Origin of the sequence: Mycobacterium sp. 1423905.2, assembly GCF_001673155.1 — a bacterium.
Classification (GTDB): domain Bacteria; phylum Actinomycetota; class Actinomycetes; order Mycobacteriales; family Mycobacteriaceae; genus Mycobacterium.
The window spans coordinates 11,592-32,343 of record NZ_LZLE01000207.1 but is presented as its reverse complement, the minus strand read 5'-3'; the positions used below and the strand labels follow the sequence as shown (position 1 = coordinate 32,343).

The window sequence follows — 20,752 nt, the reverse complement described above, 5'->3', positions numbered from 1 at the left end:
GGAATGAATTCCTGGCCCGTTCTGCTTTCAGTGGCCCACTCGCCCCGGCGGAAATCACCCCGGGTGACACCACGCTGGGTGATGACGGCTCACCCCGCTGGGAAGCAGACTGAAGCCAGTTCAACGACGTACTCGGCGCGCGGTGCTGCCGCCGAGGCGAACCGTTGTCGCCGGGCCAACGCGAAATGGCCCATAAGCAGTCGCCGCGATCCTCAGCAGAAGGGGCTCTACCATGCACTTCGATTCCCAAAAGGTCATCGTCGTCGGAGGTAGCGCCGGTATGGGCCGGCAGGTCGCCGTTGATGTCGTGCGCCACGGCGGCAGTGCGGTGATCGTCGGCCGGTCGAAAGATCGTGTCGATGACACCGTGACCGAACTGGCCGGCAGCGGTGGCCAAGCCTGGGGGATCACGGCCGAACTGACCGACCGCAATGCGGTCGCGGATGTTCAGCGCGCGCTTTCCGAGCATCACGGCGATGCGACATTGTTGGTCAACGCAGCCGGATTCTTTGTTCCCAAGCCGTTTCTGGAATACGACGCGGCGTTTTATGACTCCTATTTGGACCTGAATTACGCATTGTTCTTCCTCACGCAAACCGTGGTCGAGGGCATGATTGCCAACGGTGACGGCGGGGCAATCGTCAACATCGGCAGCATGTGGGCGCATCAGGCCATCGGTCTGACCCCATCGTCGGGATACTCGATGCAGAAGGCTGGCCTGCATGCTCTAACCCATAATCTCGCCATCGAGCTCGCCGAACATCAGATTCGAGTCAACGCGGTGGCACCGGCCGTCGTCAAGACCCCGCTCTACGAGGGCTTCATATCAAAAGACGAAATCGACGCCACCTTAGAGACATTCGCACCGCTTCATCCGCTGGGCCGAGTCGGCACCCCCGCCGACGTGGCCAACGCCGTGACATATCTGCTGTCCGATGAAGCCAGTTGGATCACCGGCGCGATTCTCAACGTCGACGGCGGCATCATGGCCGGGCGAAATTAACCCGACAACGGCAAGGAGACCATGTGTCACACCAATACAGCAAGGACGCCGGGGTCGAGGCGCTGAGCCCCCAGCAATACCACGTGACTCAGGAAAACGGCACGGAGCCCCCGTTCACCGGCGAGCACTGCGACAACCATGAACCCGGCATTTACGTCGACATCGTTTCTGGCGAACCGCTTTTCGCTTCGATCAACAAATTCGACAGCGGAACTGGGTGGCCCAGCTTCACCCGGCCCATCAACGCAGACAGCCTGGTTGAAAGGCGCGATCGCAGCCACTTCATGGATCGGGTCGAGGTGCGATCAGCCCACGCCGATAGTCATCTGGGGCACGTATTCCCCGATGGTCCCAACCAAGCCGGCGGGTTGCGGTACTGCATTAACTCGGCGTCGCTGCGGTTCATTCACCGTGATGACCTGGAGGCTCAGGGTTATGGGCAGTATCTTCGCCTATTCACCGAAGACGTCCGTGAGCAACACCAAAGCGTCGACGAGCAGCGATCATGAGTGACCGCAACAACATTGCTGTTTTCACCGGCAGCCATCAAACCCACGGTGATCGCGCCGGCCAGGCGAGGGCAACTGTGGTGCACGATCCGACGACCACGAGAGCTGTGTTGCGCCGGTGACGTCGGAACCCCAGGCGGCGCCGGAAGGCAGACTCGTCGAAACTTCGTCGGTGCGACATCCGCACGACTGTTCCTGCCGGGTGGGCAGGTGGAAAAGCCTGCGTTTATGAGCGCGGTTCCGTGCGAACTGTGCGGCGCCGCCGCCGAACAGCCATGCGACGCCCAGTGTGCGAACGCGGTGGTGCAGCGCGCCATAGACGCGGCGGCTCGGCCGTCGCCGGGCTACCGGTCCGAACCGGTACCGGCGTTCAACCGGTGGTCGGCATCTTTTCCACTGTGGCAGAAGAAAGGTGGGCATCATGACCGTTGCATGCGTCCTCTCGATCGTTGGGCATGCAATGAACGTCGAAGAGGTGGAGAAGGGGCTGCAGCTCAGGTCAGGAGACAGCGACCCTCCAACTCCGGCTGATTGGCAGGTGTTGTTGAGCGGGTACGCCCCGCTGGCGCTTTATGCCGCGTTATGTGTGGTGGGACGGGTTGTGCCTCGGGTTGCAACTCGGGGGGCGGCGGTGACGGGATGACTCAGAACGCGAGCCTGGCTGCGTTGTCAGCCGCGGGAGTGTCGGTGTGGCTGGATGACTTATCCCGGGACCTGCTGCACTCGGGGAAGCTGCAGACGCTCATCGACACCAGAAGCGTTGTCGGCGTGACGACCAATCCGTCCACATTTGAGCGCGCGCTAACAAATGGCCGCGCCTACGATGGCCAGATTGCCGAGTTGACGGCCCGCGGCAGCGACTTTGCCACCGCAGTTCGTACGGCCATCAGCGACGACGTACGGGCGGCCTGCGATGTGCTTCACCCGCAGTGGGAGGCATCCGACGGCGTCGACGGAAGAGTGTCGATTGAAGTTGACCCGGCGCTAGCGCACAACACCGATGCGACAGTCGCGCAGGCCGTCGAGTTAGCCAGGATCGTCGACCGGCCCAACGTGTTGATCAAAATACCGGCGACCGCCGCAGGGTTGCCCGCAATCACCGCGGTGCTGGCTGAAGGTGTCTCAGTCAACGTAACCTTGATCTTTTCTGTGCAGCGGTACCGAGCGGTGACGGACGCTTACCTGGCCGGCATTGAGGCCGCACAGCGCGGGGGCGCTGATCTCTCTCGAATCCATTCAGTAGCATCACTTTTCGTATCACGGGTGGACACCGAGGTCGACAAGCGGCTTGAGGCGATCGGCACCGATGATGCACTCAACTTACGGGGACGAGCGGGACTCGCCAACGCGCAGATGGTCTACGCTGCTTACCAGCAAACCTTCGAAGCAGAGCCACGCTACACCGCGCTGCACGCCAACGGTGCTCGCGCGCAACGTCCCCTGTGGGCTTCCACCGGAGTTAAGAACCCGGCTTATCCCGATACGATGTATGTCACCCAACTCGTCGCACCGAACACCGTAAGCACCGTTCCTGAGGCAACACTTGAGGCGGTGGCTGACCACGGCGCGATCGTTGGTGACACCCTTACCGGCAAGGCGACGCTGGCGCAGGGGGTGATCGACGCGCTGACCACGGTGGGTGTCGATTTGCGCCAGACCTTCGATGCGCTCGAGCGCGACGGAGTGGCGAAGTTCGCGGCTTCATGGCGACGGTCAATCCAACGTGAATTCCCAGAGGCGCTGCGGGTTTGACGCAAACTACAGATCAACTCCATGTCCGCTCGGCCCTCCGTCGGGGGTCAGTGAGCCGGCGTAGTTCGATTCAACCAGCGCTCGGCATCGAGCGCAGCTGCGCAGCCGCTGGCTAATGATGGTTCCCCGCCGTGGTGCCTGTCGCGTATGCGCAGCCCGGTAACATGTTGACCGCCTTGCACGGCAGGCACTTCCGTAGCCGTCAGGATCGCGACGTTGGGATAGGAGCGCAAGCGGGTAACGGCTACGGTCGGTGGCCGCAGCCGGAGGCGGCGCTGGATAAGGGTGACGTGGCCGGCTATTGGTGCGAGGTGCAGGGCCTCTTCCAATGCCGCTTCGCCGTCGCCTATGACGGCGACGTCGCGTCCGCTGAACCGTGCACCGTCGCGTTTCGCGCTGGTACTCACGCCGTGACCGATGAGCTCACGTTCCCCGGCTACCTTGAGGTTCCGGCTGACCGAACCCATGGCAAGGATCAGCCACGGCTGTGGTAATCGCGATCATCAACGCTGATCACCTTCACCTGCCGGCCGAGATCGATCTTGCCTGCAGGGCCATAGGTCGGCGCCGAAGTGGTGGCTTGCCAACGCATCTGGTCGGCCAACGCGGGACCCACGACGAACGGCGATGCCGGGATAGTTGTCTACCTGGCCGGCGGAGCATCAGTGCACCGCCGGGTTGAGAGCCTTCGATGACAACGGTGCCTAGCCCCGCCCGAGCCGTGAAGGTCGCCGCGGTATATCCGGCCGGGCCCGACCCGACGACGATGACGTCCCGAACCCGTGTTGTGTCGGTCATCCTCAGCGACCACGTCAGAGGTTGATCGCGTGACCGGTCAGAGCGTGAAAGCATTCCTGGAGTCCCTCCCCGAGGGTGGGATGGGTATGCACGTTGCGAGCCAGTTCGGCGGCGGTCAAATCCCAGAGTTGGGCGGCGGTCAGCTCGGGAAGCAGTTCGCTGACCTCGGCGCCGACAAGATGGGCTCCGAGCAACTCGCCATGGGCGGCGTCGGCAATGACCTTGATGAAGCCGGCCCGTTCACCGAGGCCGTGCGCCTTCGCGCTGGCCTGCATTGGAAACTTGGCGACTCGAACGGTATGCCCGGCGGCGCCGGCCTGGGCTTCGGTGTAGCCAAAGCTGGCGACTTGGGGTTGGCAGAAGGTCACCCGTGGCATCATCCGGTAGTTCAAGGGCATGGTCGGGAAGCCTGCCATCGTCTCCGCGGCGACGACCCCTTGCGCGGAAGCAACATGGGCGAGTTGAACTTTGGCGGTGACGTCCCCCACGGCATAGATGTGTGGCGCGGACGTGCGCATATAGTCGTCGATGCCGATACCGCCACTGCGAGTAAGACGCACTTCAGCGGCGTCGAGACCGATGCCTTCGACGTTCGGACGAAATCCTATGCAGATGAAGGCCCGTGCGGCCTGCGTCGAAGCGGACGTCCCATCCGCGTCGGTGCGGTTGACAACCACGTACTCGCCATGGTCGACGACTTTGTCAATCCGGGTGGATGTGTGAATCGTAATCCCGCGGTGCAGGTATTGCCGTTGAAGTTCTCGTGAGACATCGACATCCTCGTTGGGAAGGACGCGGTCGGCGAATTCCAGGATCTCGACGCGTACGCCGTAACTGTGCAGGATGTAGGCGAATTCCATGCCGATGCTGCCACCGCCAATGATCACGATGGACTCGGGCAGCTCGGCGCTGAGAATCTGTTGCTCGTAGGCGACGATGTTGTCGCTGAAGCTGACTGCAGGCAGCGTGCGAACCCGCGATCCGGTCGCGATGACGGCTTGATCGAAGGTCAGTAGTCTTCTACCTCCGTCGGACATGTCTACCGCGAGGGTATGAGGGCTGGTGAAACATCCGTGGCCGTTGATCTCAGCAATTGCGTTCTTGCGCATAAGAAAGTGAACGCCGCGAACCCGTGCATCGGCGACTTCGCGGCTGCGCGACACCGCACGGGCGTAGTCGAGGGTGACGTCTCCCGAGATGCCGAAGGTGGCGGACTGATGGGTGATGATTGAAGCAATTTCGGCATTGCGCAGCAACGCCTTTGAGGGAACACAACCCGTGTTGAGGCATACTCCGCCCCAATAGCGCTCCTCAACGATCCCGACAGTCAGGCCCAACTGGGCAGCGCGGATAGCTGACACATACCCGCCGGATCCCGCCCCGAGAACCACGAGTTCGTAATGGTTTTCGGATGGCGTCATCATATTGGCTCCTGTCGTGCTGCGCAAAGCCCTGCTGACTGCGCGCGGACCTTGCTATCGATTCGGTCCTGGCAGCGTGGCCGTCAGCTGCTACCGGCGGGCACCGTCTGTTTGCGGGTTGCGTCGATGGCGTCCACCAGCAGCCACAGTGCCAAGCCGAGCAGCGCAATGTCCTTCATCAAGAATTCCCCGTCTGCCGATAGAACGGGGAAGCCACCGGCAGACGCCTCACCGACCCCAGGGGTCGTGATCATGAAACTCAGCGTGGTTACGAAGAACAGCGATGCGAAAGTGCCGCCTACCACCGAAGCCTTCGGGAACCACGGCTTGACTGCCAGTAAGGCTGCCGTAAGCAACTCTATGGATCCGTTCAGTCGACCGAAGGCGTCGATGGACATGATGTTGTAGAACCCATTCAAGAGGGGACTCATCGCGACCCAGTGTGAAATCCCCTCGGATTCATAGTCAGTAAACTTCATGGCCCCGAACCAGACCAAGACTATGACCAGACCATACCGAGCGGCGAGTGCCGCGAAGCCTTTCATTCGAGACATTTCCGGCGCAGCATTCATCGTGTTGGCGCCGGCTTCAATCTGTGGCATCTGTGGTCTCCGTTCTGTGGGTCGTCATACCGCCCGGCCACTGCCAAAACCGCACTGCCTTCTTCGGTGGTGCAGTTGACCGAGACGGTGCTACAAGAGGGTTGCGGTCGCGGCTCGAACTTACTGATTACTATCGCTGCGCGAGGGGTGAACCGTCCTCATCCAGAAGTGTGATTCACCCGGGTGAACCTATATGTCGTTGTGCAACAGAAACTTCGGGTCACCTATGCGCGTCGTGTTCATCTGCACAAGCCGGCTCCGGTAAATCTAGGTCGGCGTTCGTCAGACGGTAGACCTGAAGCGTGAGGTTGTAGTACTTGTTGGTCTCGCCGACCCATTCCATACCGACTCGGCGGGCGGTAGCCATACCACGATGATTCCCCGTTCGCACCACTGCGAAGACCTCACTGATATCAAGGCTTTCAAAAGCCTGATGCGCCACCGCGTGACCGGCTTCCGTGCCGTACCCGTAGCCCCATGCCGTGGGTGACAGTTGCCACCCGATTTCCAGATCCGTGCCGCCCGGCGGCAGCGGGAGCAGAGCCGTCCCTCCGATCACGTCCCCGGAGTTTTTGTCGGTAATCGCCCATCGACCCAACGGCATACCGGTCGAGTCTGCTTCGTTGATCCATGACCCCAACACGCGTCGCATCTGGTTTCGATCGACAATGGGAGGCAGGGCTGGACACAGCCAGCGCGCCACTTCGGGCGAACCGTATATGACATATGCGGCGAGATCATCGTCGAGTTGCCACGGCCGCAATACCAGCCGGTGTGTCCTGATGTGTCGCGTGTCGGCGTCCCATTCGACGTGACGATGCTCAACCACTCTGCCCACTACCGTTGTTGGGTGAGCAGTGGGTGTGGGATCCAAGAGGTAGTGGACCGACAAGATCAGAAAAGTCTGTATTGCTCACTAGCAATGCTGTCCTCCTCGACGACGATATGGATAGCAGCTTCCTCAGCCGACGCTGCGCCGCCGTCGAGGCCCACGTCGTAGGCGCGATACTCGGTGCTTGGGTCCGTCACGTCGACGTCAAAAGCGACCAGTCGGCCTGCACGAATATCGCCAACCTGATCGTCGATAGGTTCGCCATCGCTGTCGGAGGTATCGCCGATGCCATCACCGTCCCATTGGTCGGTCACCTCAGGCAGCTCACGGGCTAGCCGGCGCGCCAAACTTTCATGGGTTCGGGCTTCCCTCGCCGTCAGCCCCCAAGCCCGCAATTCCCACGGTCTTTCCGGTGGCGAGTAACCTTCGTCCAGCTCGATACCGGTCTGTTCCGAGTCAAGGCTTTCTTCCGGTTCGAGTAAATGAGCCCCGACGTCATCGAATTCAGAGATCTCCATGCGTGCCATTCCCATTCCGATATCCAAGGTCCCGACTGCACAGCGGATTTCGCTCGGCTCGTCGGTGGCTGTCTTAACCGAGGGCCTCAATAAGGTCAACGCAGGCTCGTTCACAGCGACGGCATACGCCGGCGCACACACGACAATGCTCGTGTTTCCCTGCGTGTTTGTCGCACTCGTCAGCACTTGTCATACAGGCGGTGGCGGAGGTTGCGAGCACCGTCTTGGTCAAGTTGGCGTCGTAGCCGGTATGCCGGGACAGGACGCGGCCGGCCGTCGCGCAGGCGTCCGCACAGTCAAGGCAAGTGCGAATGCATTTGGTTAAGTCGTTGACGTCTTCTTCACTGAGACAGGCATCTGCACATGCTGTGCAGGCCTGGTCGCATTCAATGCAGGCATCGATACATGCGACGAGGTTGTCCCTGTTGATCCGGCCCAGACCTCGCGGATAGGCCTCCACCATCCTCTTGACGGCGCTCATCATGCCCTCCTCATAGGGTCCTCAGTGGAGTTTGTCTCACGAAACGGAGCACGGCTGCGCAGGTGTAGACGTGGTGAGCATGACGCGCAAAAGGGTGACCTGTCCTCGCCCACCTCCGTCATTCACCCGGGTGATGGTGGCGCTGCACGCTGACAGATCCTGAAACGCGGCTCACGGAAGACAACGGTGCCGAGATTTCGATGCTGGTGACACGCGGCTTTCCGTGACCTTGGCTGGGGGCCGACATTCGCGGCAAGGCTTGTGCCACATATCGAGGGCTGCTAACCGTTGCCTGCCGGCATGACAACTGCGTCGGCGCCCAACACTTCAATGGTCGAAGCGAATTCGACTCAGCGGCAGTCGCCGCGTGACCACCGGGGAGTCTGTAGAGAGGCAGACATCGCCGTAGTCGTGTTGAAACACGACTTTGCGCTGATTCAATCGGTCTTCGAAGTCAAGCCGCAGGGCCACCACCAAGTCAACGCGCCCGACGACATCGGCGCCGCGGATCAACACCGCCAGATCACGGCCGAGCGTGTCCAGCCGAATCGGGTTCGTGGCCATGTCATAACTGCGTTGACCGGAGTCGGGCAGGACAATATCGACACAACACTGCGCGATCAGAAGGTCGATCTCCGCCAGCGCCTTCGCCGTGACCATGATCGACACACTGCTGGCCCGAATATTCCCCGGCGGTGCGGTCGTCACGACAACAGACGCACCCGTCAATACAACGCCCTCAGCCATATGCAGCACCATTTCGTAACATGTGTCTCGGTCTTTCCTTCGGTTGCAGCGCAATTGGGCGAGACGGTGATGCAGGCGCTTTGTGATCGCAGGCTCAGCTCAGCTACCACTTTCACTGCGCAGGGGCGAACTGTCCTCATCCGCGCTGGCATTTCACCCGGGTGAGAAACACCAACAAGCAAGGTGTCTGCGGCGCAGCCTGCCGCCGGTTGCGCGGTCTGTTCGGCAGCGTGAAATGACTGAATGACAACCGACTTCGCGCCGGGGACGGTACCGTTGAAGGGGCGTCCGGTTCTGATCACCGAGCGCGTGGAAGTGTCCGACTACCCGGATGCGTGGCGTCCCACCGGGCATCGATGCGGGCTACCCGACGATTCTCTATGACGAGCGACAGCGCTCCGGCGAAAGCGCCGAGAACGGCGATGAGCATCGTGGTCATAAGCCATTCGTAGTGTTGGAATGCGGCTGTTGCCGCCGTACTGATCAACCCAATCACCGCTACGGCCAGCAGGATCAGCCCTGGCCAATAGAAGTTGTCCTTCATCGTGATACCCGCGTGTGGTTGTGTGGTCCGAGAATGATCCGTCGGATCGTCATGCGTGTCTCCCATTACCGTTCCCTCCGTCATCGATCAAGTTGGCGAAATGTGTGCTCACTGCGCGAGCCCGGAGACATGCACAATCATGACGCGAACCACCGACGGGATTCGCTAGCCAACGCCTCAATGTGTTCAAGTCAAGTCGGTGCCGTCGTGAATAAGCAGTTCGGGCAATATATTTGCTCAACGGTTGTCGCGAGCCACACACCAGCACCGTCGTGGCCAGCCAGGATGCCATGGAGACATCCTGGCCAAGACCGGGTTCCGTTGTCATCGTCCGGCTCGCCGAATCACCCGGGTGATTCCTCCGAACCAGCCTTCGGCTCCAGAACTTGCTTGAATCCGCGCTGCCACTCTGAAAGAGGTGTCATCCATTAGACCGAGCCAAGAGCAAAAGAACAGGGGGACATGCGGATCCCGCGTGCGTGGGAGGCGCTGTCGGACAGAGGCTCGTGTCGCGCCGAATCTGACGCGGGGCGGCAGGCGGATTACAACAGGCCCAACTCTCGCGCCCGGCTGACCGCCGCGCCGCGGTGCTCAACGCGCAACTTGCGATATACGGCGCGCTGGTGAGTCTTTACGGTGTTGAGCGAAACGTATAGCCGTTCGCCGATCTCACGTCGCGATAAACGGGTCGCGAGCAGGCGAAGAACCTCAAGTTCCTTCGGGGTCAGCTCCTCATCGACCGTGCACCCCTTATGACGGGATGTCACCACCGCGACGCCCGCTTCGCGCTCGGCCGAACCGAGCAACGTCGCGGTGATGTCTGCATCGGCGGAACCGCGCAGTAGCGCGCCGGCCTCCTCGAGGCTCGCCTGCACAGTCTGGTGGTCGCCGACGTCCTGCATAATCTTCGCCCGAACTAGGAGTGTCTTGGCCAGCTCCAAAATTCCTCCACCTTGTTGTGCCAACCTGACTGCCATGTCGATGGCGGCCACCGCGGCAGCCGCGTTGCCCCGCGTCCGAAGGACTTCCGCCGTGGCGAGCGACACCATGGTGTCGACGAGATGTTCGGCATCCGCCAAGTCTCGGGAGCTGCCGGAAGCCCGGCGGATCTGGTGTTCAGCCTCCGCGAGCCGGCCGTCTTCGGCGGAGATGAGCGCTAGATAGCCCAACGCATAACTGCGGGCGCGACGATCGCCCACCTTCTCGGCTTGCTGCACGGCCCGCCGAAAGGCGGCTTGCGCCTCTCGGGGGCTGCCTGAGAAGTACAACGCTGACCCGTAGATGCAGTAGGCACTCGATTGGCCCAGCGGCGCCTCGTCTTGATTGAGGGTGATAGCTCGCCTGGCCTGCTCGAGCGCGGTGGCGACTTCAGCTGCTTTGAACGCGTGAATCGCGCGCAACACGACGACTTGAGCGCTGATGGCGCCGCTATTCGCGGTGCCGCCCTCGGCTTGGGTTTCGGCGGCCTCGATCCACTCAGCGGCGTCATCGAGTTGACCAAGGCCCAAGGCGATCCAGGCGCGGGCTACGCTCAGCCGCGGATCCTGCAGGACGGTTTCATCGGGCAGTTGGTCGAGCATGCTGGAGACGGTTGATAGGCCGCCTCCGTTGAATTCGGTTACCCAGTCCGCGGCGATCATGTCAGCGCTACGCTCGATGTCACCGCCAGCGATCAGGTGGCGCACCGCCTCATCAATGAGGCCTTGGCTCTCGAACCAGGCGGCCGCGCGTCGGTGTAGATCGCTAACCAGGTTCTGCTCGCTGCGACGCAGTTCGGTGCGGAGCAGTTCTGCGAACAGCTGGTGATACCGGTACCAGTGACGTGACGTGTCCAGGGGTACGACAAACAGGTTTTCGCGTTCGATCTTCTCCAGTACAGAGGCCGAGTCAGTCGCTTGCAGCACCGCGTCGCAGAGCGGACCGCTGAGGCGGCCCAAGATCGACGTGCGTAGCAGAAAACTACGGATTTGTGGCGGCTGACCGTCGAGCACCTCGGCCATCAAGTAGTCAACGATATGACGGTTGTCACCGGCGAAGGTCTTGATGAACGCCGCGGTGTCAGCACGCCCGGCAAGTGAGAGGGCGGCAAGGTAGAGGCCGGCTGCCCAGCCTTCGGTGCGTTTGTGCAGTAGTTCGATATCGGCTTGGTCGAGGCTCAACCCGAGGACATGGTTAAGCAGTTGAGCCGCCTCGCTAGTCCGGAAACGTAAATCTTCGGTCCGCATTTCGGTCAGCTCGCCGCTGACTCTCAAGCGGGCCAACGGCAATATCGGATCCGATCGGGTGGCCAGCATCAAGTGAAGATTGGCCGGCATGCGGCTGATGAAGAATGCAAGCTGGTCATGGACTGCTCGATTCACCATCAGGTGGTAGTCATCGAGGATCAGGACCATCGGTGTACCGGTCGTGTCCAGATCATTCAGCAGCGTAGGCAGGATCACCTGCACTGGGTCAGCACCCATCGCTAGCAGTTCGAGCGCTCGGACCCCAACATCAGGACTCATCCTCTGCAAGGCGGCGATCACGTACATCCAAAACCACACCGGGTCGTTGTCGGAGGGATCGAGCGAAAGCCAACCGAACCGCGCGTCCCCGCCCGCATTCAGAGCCCACTGCGCCAGCAGTGTCGTCTTGCCCCAGCCCGCCGGTGCGCTCAAGAGGGTCAATTTGGAGTGGCGCCCGGCAGACAATGCTTCGAGCAAGGTGGCCCGGTGAACGAGCTCTACCCCGATGGCCGGAACGTGCAGCTTGGTGGCGAGCAGAACTGCACGCGCGGCGGCTCCTTTGCCGCCGCTGTCATTCCATCCAGCTGAGCCGGTCATGTCCGAATGCCTCGGATCGGAGGAAACCAGTGGGGGCGTAGGAACGTTCGGCGTTGGCACCTTCTCGGTGGGCGCTGTCGCCTCGAAATCCCGCTTGTTCGTGGCGGGGTCGGGTGCGCTCGATTTGCCCGTCAAGAGTGGCCCCCTTGAATCAGATGCGTTCTCCTCGACTCCTTGCGCGCGTTGCCGGTGCCCGTCCGGGCCGGCAGACTCAAGACCCCCTGATGGCCCGAGAGATGTCGCGTGAGCCGCAGTTACGCTGTGCCCGTTCACCGTATCGCTCCTCTTGTTGCACCGATGTACTGGCTCCTGCGACTCTGGACGCTGCGGCGGGCAGGGAGTTGGTGTTCCAACACGAGGCGAACGAGCATCTCACAGCTGCGGAGTCGGCCGGCTGTGGTTTTCGACCGATCATGGTCGTCGGTTGACCAACACAAACCCACTGACGCCAAACACGACCGGCACCATCATCAACATTCCCCACACCGTGCTCATCATCGTTCTCTCAATTCCTCTGCGCTTTGCTCCCCGGCACCGGCTTCTGTTGAGGGGGGACAGTCGCGGCGATCCGGAGCTCATTAGATACGTTGTCAGCCAGAAACCGCCGTCACCATCGCCCAGCGGGTGATCTTTAGTGCCGCGTCGGTGTATACGTAGTGACCATGCTGTGACGGACTGCTTAGTCCGATGGACGAAGAGTTGTGGCACAGAGCGATTGAAAGAGCGACTCTCCAATCACCGACGATCCGCGAGAAGTCGGACGCGTGCAGTGCTAGGCGGCCTCGTGTTGACGTTCCGTCAGTCAGAGGCGCGCATCAGGTGCGCCAATTCGGCGCGGGAGGCAATGCCCAACTTAGCAAATGCGTTGTGCACGTGTGTCTTTACCGTGTTGGGGGAGAGGTGCAGCTGTGTGGCAACCGAGCGGTTGGTCGCGCCCCGCGCAATGAGGTTGATGACCTTGAGTTCGGAGTCAGTGAGACTGTCCCAGCCGGTCTTGGCCCTTGGATGGTTGACGATGCGCCGTTCCACACCCAAGCCGCGCAGCGCGCGGCCGACCCGGCGGGCATCAGCGGTCGCCCCGCACTCGATGTAGGTGTCGAACGCCGCGTTGAGGTGGTCAAGCGCCTCAGCGTTGCGCTGTCCGCGGCTCAGCTCGCCGCCGGCGTCCTCGGCAGCACTGGCATAGAGAAGCGGACGCGACGACGCGCGCAGCAACTCCGCGACAGATATCAACGCCTGGGCATCGTGTTCGAGGATCGCGCGGGCATACCCGGCCACCGCCGCCAACAACGGCACAGCAGGTTGTTCACGCTCAAGCACCTCAGTGGCCTGCAAGACCCGCGCGCGCAAGCCGGCATCACCAGCGACCGAGGCCACCCGCGCACCCAAGATCAGCCGAACCAATGCATGTGGGAAAAATGGTGTCGCTAGCAGGATGACGTCACCGAGCCAGCGCATCGCGTCATGAACGTCGTCACGCTGCCACGCCGCCCGGGCAAGCACATACGCCGACCCTCGGCGTATGCCGGCGGAGCCTCTGGAGTGGGCATCGCGCGCATCATTGACCATCTGTTGCAGCAAATTTCGGTCATCGGTGTGCGCAGCCACCTCGGCGAGAATTACCGTGCGAAGTACGTCATGCTCGGTTGCCCCCGTCGGCTGTGGGGGCGGAAGGGGCTCCGTCGCATCGCGAGCGGCCGACAGCCGGCCGGCAGCGAGGTGGACAAGCCCACTGAAGACGGCCCACATGGCGAGGGCCATCGCGTTGCGTTCCTTGCTGGCTTGCTCTATGCCGCCGGCGACCCGGGCCGTCGCGTCGTCTAACCGGCCGACCACTGCCAGCAGGTTTGCCTCGTACATTCCGGAGTAGGCATGCGCTATCGCTGTTTGATTCGTGTGAGCAAGTGGGCTGACCTCTTCAAAACGGCGTAGTGCGCGGGACGGGTAGCCCTCACCAGCATCGAGCAAAGCGTGAGTAACGTCGGCCATGATCGTGGCCTCGAGATCGCCGGTTGCTGCGGCGGCCGCTGCAGCCTCGTCGGCGGCCGCGCGCCGTTGCCCACCTTCGTCGAACACCAGGTTGTACGCCAGCCACGACAGATGCCGTGCCCTGGTGACGTCGCTGATGCCGCTCAACTTGAGCGCCCGCCGATTCTCCGCCACCCGCTGCTGGTCAGTGTGCTTGGTGTGGACCGGTAGCCGGAGCCGGATCTCTGCCTCTACCTCCGGCGACGCCGCCTCCGCGAGCGCCACGTCGGCCAATGCTTCGGCCTCGCCATAGCGACTAGCCCGGTTGAGCCACCCCACCGTCTCGCCGACCAGGGAGCCGCGCTCGGCGTCGTTGGGGGGGAACAGCTCCAGCGCACGTTTGCTCAGGTCCGCCGCCGCGCTCGCATCGCCACGGCCCACCGATTGTGCGGCTTGGCGCAGTGCGCCGATCGCCTCCCGGTCTCCCGGCTCGGCGCTGCGCGCCAGCTGGGTGGCCACCTCAGCCGGCGCCGCGCCCATCCCCAGCATGACTGACGCCGACTGGCGCTCCATCGCCCGCCGCAACGACTGTGGCAGCGACTGCCGGGTCGCCTCGCGCAGCAAGTCGTGCCTAAATCTCAACCGCTCGCCGTCTTCGACGAAAAGGTCTGCGCGCACCGCCTCCCCCAGCGCGGACAGCAAGGACGCCGGCGACCGTTCCAGCATCGCGGCCAACAGCTCCACCGAAAACCGGTCCGGCAGCACCGCGGCCACCCGCACCACCTCGGAGGCACTGTTGGAGAGCAAGTCCAGGCGCTGCTGCATACCGACGGCGAGACGCCTTGGCAGGCCGTGTCCGGTGGCCACCGCCCGCCCTCCGCTGACGTTCAGTCGGTCCTCTTCTCCCAGCCCCCCGACAAGCTCGCTGACCAAAAAAGGGTTCCCGTGGGCCTTGGCCGCCAGATCTAGCAGCGAGACATCGGCTTTTGCCCGCACGGCGTCTTGGACCATATCGGCGACCGCATCCGGCGTCATGGCGTCCAAGCGCAGGAATGTGGCATTCGCGCGTTGCAGCACCGACAAGGTCTCTTGCACCGCGGACCCACCGGCCCCAGTGCGGGCAGTCACTACCCATAACACCGCATCCGCCCGCGTGGTGGCCAGCGAACGCAGTGCCAACAGGGTGCCATTGTCGGCCCAGTGAATGTCCTCCAGCAGGATTACCAGCGGCGTCTGGACGGCGGCCGCGTGGATTGCGTCGGCTAGGTCATGCACGACCCAGTAGCGCAGATCAGCCGAGCCGCCTAGCCGGCGCAACGCCTCGGCATCACCCACCGGAGGATCGGCATTGAGCGTGGCCATGAAAAGCGAGAAAAACGGCACCGTCTGCTGATATTCGAATGCCTCCCCGAACAAGGTGCGCACTTCGCGCTTGTCGGCCAACACCAACACCTCGGTCAACAACCGACTTTTCCCGATGCCGGGCGGCCCTTCGATAACCAGCGCGCCACCACGGCCCTGAGCGACCGCCGCGATCAGCGCGCCGATCGTCTTCAGCTCGTCTGCCCGTCCCCGAATCGGCGGAGTGACCGACCGCTGACCGCCGACGTCAAATAGGCCGGTTAGTGAGCCCATCGGGTGTCCTGTCTACCTTTTCTTTACCGGACTGCCCCTGCAGTGCACATCATTGTAGGCGGTGCGCGTCATCCTCCAGATTTGCTGTCTATGACGAATGGCCCCGCATGAGCTAGGGCCAATTAGGCGCACGAGGTGCTGCCAACTCTGGCGCATTCGATATGGACGTGAGGCCGGCGGTGTGGCCGAGAGGTGCGGCTCGGTAGCGACGTCTAGGTGCCGACCGCGACCAACGCGGCGGCACCCTGGCACCGTCCGACGAAGGCAAGCACGTTTGCTGATACGGGACGGCCATTTTGCTCGGCGGCTTCTGGTGCGAGGAGTGCTTGGCGATTCACCCGGGTGAAACAGTTTGCCGGGTGATGACCACTCATCCCGCGTCGATGAATGCTGGCTGAAACGAATCGAGTGAGCGGTCAGTGGACCCAGATCGGCGAGCTGATCTGCGACGAGCCCGCATACGCCAGCAACGAGTGGCGATGACGTGGACTTGCTGGCTGCCTTTATTGCACAGAGACGGCATCAGCGAACCGGAGAAAACGAAATGAAACCTCGCCACTATCAACGACCTCCTGATGAATGTGAGTACGGTGACGCGCGGACACCGTGGCTGATGGACCTCATGCGGGACGCCGCCGCATCTGCCTTGCGTTGGGCCCATCGAAAAGGAGATTCCGCAAGGGACACCGTCCCAGCGATTGAGGCTCAACTTCACACCTTGCAGCCCATTTGCAGCGCCCAGCGGGTGCCGGGCGGAGCGACCTGCGGGGCGCCCGCGGTTGCGGTTGCCGAGATCCACGCGATCGACGGCTGCGACCAGATGGGGCTCAGCCCAGACGGCGACCTCGTCGAAACGCTTTGTCAAGGTTGCCTGGCTACTGTGCAATGGGCGATGGCAACCTACGTTGGCGACAAGCGCGAGATCGCGTCTCGATGCGGCACGCGCCCGGCGTGTGCAACGTGCGGGCGTCCTACTGGATACCTGCGCAGTGTCTTCGTTGCGCGCCCGATCGGGCACGATTGGGCGGCATCATGACCCGACTGCGGATCGCTTGCCTGTTTGTGGCAGTGGCCACCGGTGATTACGCCACACTTATGTTGATCTATGGTCAGCTCATCGATTCTGCGGCTGCCGCGGCACTTTGTGCGGGCTCCTCGGTCACGGCCGGGTTGGTCGCCTACACCGGGACGCGACGCCGCAAGGCGGTAACGCGGTGACAACCCGCCATTTGCAGCTGCGGGCGAGCAACCGGTGACCGCCGCAGACCAACAGTGCGGGTTATGCGGAAACCACGTCAAAGGGCAGCTGAAGTTTCATGCGCAAATCAATGTGGACGACTGCGCCGGTGAACACGAAACAGCAGTAACAATCCGCTTGTGCGACAGGTGATTCCGGCGGTCTACGCGTCGGCGTCGGGCTGTGCATATGCACCGCGCAAATTTGTTCGCGCCGCCGCGGTGTTGCCGGTCTGACGGCACCCGCGTAGTAATACGGTATTCCAACGGTTGGGCGTTCGGCGCCCATTCGATTGCCCGCCCGACTTAATGCCTGCCGATTCGCCGAGGTATGCCTTCGGGCTCACCCGGGTGAATTAGCTCGGCGGGTGATGACTACTCGCCCAGCTTCGGTGAATGCTCGATCTGCAGCTGGCGGGCGGAGGGTCAAGTGCAGCGGACGATGTATCAGATCTGCATTCGAGGCCGCGTGACCGAGCGGCTCGGGTCGGCACTGGAAGGGATGCGCTTCGAGGCCGGTGCGACGGAAACCGTATTCACCGGTGAAATCCGCGACCAATCCCAGCTTTACGGACTCCTCGACCGGATCCGTGATCTGGGCCTCGAGCTCGTCAGCCTACAACCGCAACCGGTGACTTATCCGACGGTAACGACCCACATCAGGAAGGACCTGTAATGCAAGCCATCACTGTTTCCGATCGTAACGCCGGTGTCGCCGGCCTGGAGTTCACGGAGCTGCCCTATCCCGAGGCTACTGACAACGACGTCGTCGTTCGGGTTCACGCAGCGGGTTTCACACCGGGGGAGCTTGACTGGCCGCACACGTGGATAGACCGCGGAGGTCGGGACCGGACACCGAGCGTTCCCGGTCACGAGTTGTCGGGCGTGGTAGTGGAGTTAGGCTACGGTACAACCCTTTTGAGTGTCGGCCAACGAGTGTTCGGGCTCGCTGACTGGGCTCGCAACGGCTCACTGGCGGAGTACGCCGCGGTGGAGGCCCGCAATCTCGCGCCGCTTCCAATGGACATCGACCATACTGTGGCAGCGGCGTTGCCGATCTCTGGATTGGCCGCCTGGCAGGGCTTGTTCGACCATGGCCGCCTCGCCGCGGGGCAAACGGTTCTGATTCACGGCGCCGCGGGTGGGGTTGGGTCGATAGCGGTGCAACTCGCTCTCGAGGTCGGCGCGCGCGTCATTGGAACCGGCCGGACGGCGGACCGAGAGCGGGCGGGGGAGCTCGGCTGCCACACTTTCCTGGACTTGGAGACCGAAAAGCTGGAAGACGCGGGTGAAGTCGACGTCGTGTTTGACGTGATCGGCGGGGAGATTCTGGCCCGCTCGGCCGCTCTAGTTCGGGCTGGCGGAACACTTGTCACTATCGCCGAGCCGCCGAAGACGCAACCTCATGACGGGCGGGCGATCTTCTTTCTAGTCGAAGCCGATCGCGACCAGCTCGCTAACCTTGCCGCGCGGGTACGCGATGGACGCCTCAAGCCGGTAGTGGGTGCTGTGTTACCACTTGCCGAAGCTGCCTCGGCATTCAGTCCTAGCAAGCGCATCCCTGGTAAGACGATCCTGCGTGTAGCAGCAGACTGAGTGGGAACCCCCGGTGATCCGGCGGCGGGTGCGCGAACCTCCACTCCTTACCTCGTGCGCTGACGAGCGGTGGACCTGCCCGCTGGTTAGCCAATTCAATTGGTGCCCAGGATGATCGCAGGATGCCTGTGCAGGTCACGATGCGCGGGCTACTTAGACACGTGTGCGCCGATCGCATGACCGCACCGACGTAGCCAGGGCAGTTAGCCGTCAAGACATCCGAAGGGAAGGCAGCTCAATAATGGCCCTCAAACTACCACTCGCCGCACTGGCTATCGCTGTGATGTTCCCGCCGTCGGCTCATGCCGAGCCCGAGCCACAGCATTCGGGTCAAAACCCAGTTGTGCGTGCAGTTTTCAATCAACCAAGTAATATTCCGGGCAAATCAGTCGAAGCTGTGGCGGTCAGCTATCCACCTGGGGCAAAGAGCGCACCGCACCACCACGCCAAATCGGCGTTCATCATGGCCTACGTGATCTCCGGAGCGATCCGCAGCCGAGTTGAAGGTGAACCTGAGCGTGTCTATCACGCAGGTGAGACGTGGAGTGAAGCCCCCGGCGCGCACCACACGGTCAGTGAAAACGCCAGCGCTACCGAACCCGCCGAACTACTCGCAGTCTTCCTAGTGGATACCGGAGACGGCCCGCTCACCACGGATGACAGCACCGAAAATGAGCCACCGCGTTAACGATGCACGATGTGCGCACGTCCTCGGCATGTTGTGACGGACGTGCCCCAATCACAGCTGCACGTACCGATCTTTGGAAATGAGGGCAGATGAAGGCTAGTAAGCAATTCGACGTGATCGTCGTAGGCGGCGGGGTGGCCGGTGTGGCCGCCGTGCGGAAGCTTGCTTCTGTGGGTATTTCGGTAGCCCTCGTTGAGGATCGTCTGGTCGGTGGGGAGTGTCATTACTGGGGCTGCAACCCGAGCAAAACGCTGCTTCGCCCTATCGAGGTATTCAACCTCGCGAACGCTGTACCTGGTGTGCGAGGAGCCATTTCGGGGAAGAAGCTGGATGTCGAGGCCGTATTCGCGAAACGCGACGAGCTCATCGAGCACCTGTCGGACCAAGACCGAACAGCATCGTTGCAGCAAGCCGGTGTAGCAGTGTTTCATGGGTTCGGCCGGTTGAGCGGTGAACGAACGGTGCGCGTGGCCTACACCCGGGGAGATAGCACCGAGGCCATCTTGACTGCCCGCCAAGCGGTCGTGCTCGCCACCGGCACCCGTCCTAACGTGCCTGAGATACCTGGGCTGGCGCAAGCACGCCCGTGGACCAACCGGGACTTAACGACTATGACACGGGTGCCACCTCGCGCGCTGGTGGTGGGTGGCGGCCCCGTCGCCGTCGAGTTCGCGACCATTCTGAGCGGGTTGGGTTCGGCGGTAACACTTCTGGTGCGTGAAAAAGCCCTGGTTTACAACTGCGAACCGGAAGCTCGGGAACTAGTCGCGCAATCACTGCGAAGCAAAGGCGTCACGATCCACTTTGAGACAGAGTTGTCGACGGTAGCCCGCCCGGTGGCGGGCGGGCCCGTCAGCGCAACCTTCCAGGGCCAGACCATCGAGATCGACGAGGTCGTCCTTGCCGCCGGGCGGCGCACCAATACCGACAACCTCGGATTGGAAACCCTTGGCCTGCCGACCAGCGAGATTGTTTCTGTGAACGACCATCTACAGGCGGTTGGCGTCCCAGGCGGTTGGCTCTACGCGCTCGGAGACACCACCGGGCGTGCTCGGCTGTCTCATATCTCGACGTACCACGGCCGTGTCGTGGCCGACATCATCACGGCACGAGCCGCGGGGCGACAACTGTCCGGGAACGAGTTGACTGCCCGTGATGCCGGCAATCTGGCGCAGGTCATCCACACTGATCCTCAAGTCGTCTGGGTCGGGCGCACCGAAAGCCAGGCCCGCGCAGACGGGTTCGCGGTACGGACGCGAACTGCCCATTACCCCGGTGCAGTGTCATTCCTCGCCCTTTACCGGGACGGATTCGAAGGATGGGCGAAACTGGTCATCAACGACGAGACCAATACTCTGCTCGGAGCGACATTCGTCGGCCCGCAGTTCTCCGAACTGGTGCAGGCAGCGACCTTGGCTGTCGTCGCGAAAATCCCGGTCAGTCTGCTACGCCATGCTGTCGCGCCACATCCGACGGTCAATCAAGTTTGGGATCCGCTACTCGCCCAAGAGTCCGAACTTGCCCAGTTACTGAACAACGAGGCGCACAAAACACAGAAGAGCGCTTAAGCGAATCAAACCCGTTAAACCAGCAATCTCAA

Annotated in this window: 19 protein-coding genes and 1 pseudogene; 8 read left to right on the top strand and 12 right to left on the bottom strand. The window is 62.3% G+C overall.

What is annotated here, in order from left to right:
* The first annotated feature begins 232 nt into the window (after window positions 1-232).
* The 3 genes from A9W95_RS12205 (at window position 233) to tal (ending at window position 3,264) form a co-directional block, all read left to right on the top strand.
* Entirely contained in the window at window positions 233-1,003 is a 771-nt protein-coding gene (locus A9W95_RS12205) for an SDR family NAD(P)-dependent oxidoreductase (protein WP_067412630.1), read from the top strand.
* A 23-nt stretch (window positions 1,004-1,026) separates the two neighbouring features.
* Window positions 1,027-1,512: a peptide-methionine (R)-S-oxide reductase MsrB gene (msrB, locus tag A9W95_RS12200; RefSeq protein ID WP_067412627.1), complete on the top strand. Its 486-nt coding sequence runs from the start codon at window positions 1,027-1,029 to the stop codon at window positions 1,510-1,512.
* Window positions 1,513-2,151: 639 nt separating this feature from the next.
* A complete protein-coding gene (gene tal / locus A9W95_RS12195; RefSeq protein WP_067412624.1) occupies window positions 2,152-3,264 on the top strand; it encodes a transaldolase in 1,113 nt (370 codons plus the stop codon).
* A gap of 47 nt (window positions 3,265-3,311) precedes the next feature.
* On the opposite strand, the gene A9W95_RS28395 is transcribed toward tal, so the two are convergent.
* From A9W95_RS28395 to A9W95_RS12150, 12 genes and pseudogenes are all read right to left on the bottom strand, one after another.
* Window positions 3,312-3,731, bottom strand: a complete 420-nt coding sequence (locus A9W95_RS28395) for an NAD-binding protein (protein WP_082983053.1) — start codon at window positions 3,729-3,731, stop codon at window positions 3,312-3,314.
* Between the two features lie 8 nt (window positions 3,732-3,739).
* Window positions 3,740-3,868, bottom strand: a complete 129-nt coding sequence (locus tag A9W95_RS28225; protein ID WP_256388889.1) for a hypothetical protein — start codon at window positions 3,866-3,868, stop codon at window positions 3,740-3,742.
* 71 nt (window positions 3,869-3,939) lie between these two features.
* Window positions 3,940-4,062, bottom strand: a pseudogene (locus A9W95_RS27915) (FAD-binding protein); the annotation flags it as partial.
* Window positions 4,063-4,076: 14 nt separating this feature from the next.
* A complete protein-coding gene (gene lpdA / locus A9W95_RS12185) occupies window positions 4,077-5,483 on the bottom strand; it encodes a dihydrolipoyl dehydrogenase (protein ID WP_067412647.1) in 1,407 nt (468 codons plus the stop codon).
* An 83-nt stretch (window positions 5,484-5,566) separates the two neighbouring features.
* Entirely contained in the window at window positions 5,567-6,085 is a 519-nt protein-coding gene (locus A9W95_RS12180) for a YkgB family protein (RefSeq protein WP_067412618.1), read from the bottom strand.
* Between the two features lie 220 nt (window positions 6,086-6,305).
* Window positions 6,306-6,914, bottom strand: a complete 609-nt coding sequence (locus A9W95_RS12175) for a GNAT family N-acetyltransferase (protein ID WP_067412615.1) — start codon at window positions 6,912-6,914, stop codon at window positions 6,306-6,308.
* A 65-nt stretch (window positions 6,915-6,979) separates the two neighbouring features.
* Window positions 6,980-7,450, bottom strand: coding sequence for a DUF5709 domain-containing protein (locus A9W95_RS12170; RefSeq protein ID WP_082983052.1), 471 nt, complete (start codon window positions 7,448-7,450; stop codon window positions 6,980-6,982).
* Window positions 7,451-7,508: 58 nt separating this feature from the next.
* The gene (locus A9W95_RS26240) at window positions 7,509-7,916 is read right to left on the bottom strand and encodes a four-helix bundle copper-binding protein (RefSeq protein WP_082983055.1); all 408 of its coding nucleotides are present in this window, start codon (window positions 7,914-7,916) and stop codon (window positions 7,509-7,511) included.
* Between the two features lie 327 nt (window positions 7,917-8,243).
* Entirely contained in the window at window positions 8,244-8,675 is a 432-nt protein-coding gene (locus A9W95_RS12165) for a hypothetical protein (RefSeq protein WP_156746165.1), read from the bottom strand.
* Window positions 8,676-8,961: 286 nt separating this feature from the next.
* Window positions 8,962-9,273, bottom strand: coding sequence for a protein UsfY (gene usfY / locus A9W95_RS12160; protein WP_067412610.1), 312 nt, complete (start codon window positions 9,271-9,273; stop codon window positions 8,962-8,964).
* A 476-nt stretch (window positions 9,274-9,749) separates the two neighbouring features.
* The gene (locus A9W95_RS12155) at window positions 9,750-12,029 is read right to left on the bottom strand and encodes a LuxR C-terminal-related transcriptional regulator (protein WP_067412607.1); all 2,280 of its coding nucleotides are present in this window, start codon (window positions 12,027-12,029) and stop codon (window positions 9,750-9,752) included.
* Between the two features lie 798 nt (window positions 12,030-12,827).
* Window positions 12,828-15,632, bottom strand: coding sequence for a LuxR family transcriptional regulator (locus tag A9W95_RS12150; protein WP_067412605.1), 2,805 nt, complete (start codon window positions 15,630-15,632; stop codon window positions 12,828-12,830).
* A 1,032-nt stretch (window positions 15,633-16,664) separates the two neighbouring features.
* Here A9W95_RS12150 and A9W95_RS12145 point away from each other — a divergent pair.
* The 5 genes from A9W95_RS12145 (at window position 16,665) to A9W95_RS12125 (ending at window position 20,720) form a co-directional block, all read left to right on the top strand.
* Complete coding sequence (locus A9W95_RS12145; RefSeq protein WP_082983051.1) at window positions 16,665-16,850, top strand: hypothetical protein; 186 nt, start codon at window positions 16,665-16,667, stop codon at window positions 16,848-16,850.
* Window positions 16,851-17,298: 448 nt separating this feature from the next.
* On the top strand, window positions 17,299-17,544 hold the full coding sequence (locus A9W95_RS12140; protein WP_156746164.1) for a hypothetical protein: 246 nt from the start codon (window positions 17,299-17,301) through the stop codon (window positions 17,542-17,544).
* Window positions 17,544-18,464 (top strand): NADP-dependent oxidoreductase, encoded by a 921-nt coding sequence (locus A9W95_RS12135; protein WP_067412600.1) that lies wholly within the window; start codon window positions 17,544-17,546, stop codon window positions 18,462-18,464. Before A9W95_RS12140 ends, A9W95_RS12135 begins: the two co-directional genes overlap by 1 nt.
* A gap of 241 nt (window positions 18,465-18,705) precedes the next feature.
* Window positions 18,706-19,152, top strand: a complete 447-nt coding sequence (locus tag A9W95_RS12130) for a cupin domain-containing protein (protein ID WP_067412597.1) — start codon at window positions 18,706-18,708, stop codon at window positions 19,150-19,152.
* An 89-nt stretch (window positions 19,153-19,241) separates the two neighbouring features.
* Window positions 19,242-20,720 carry an NAD(P)/FAD-dependent oxidoreductase gene (locus A9W95_RS12125; protein ID WP_067412594.1) on the top strand — a complete coding sequence of 493 codons (1,479 nt, stop codon included), beginning with the start codon at window positions 19,242-19,244 and terminating at the stop codon, window positions 20,718-20,720.
* Window positions 20,721-20,752: the final 32 nt, after the last annotated feature.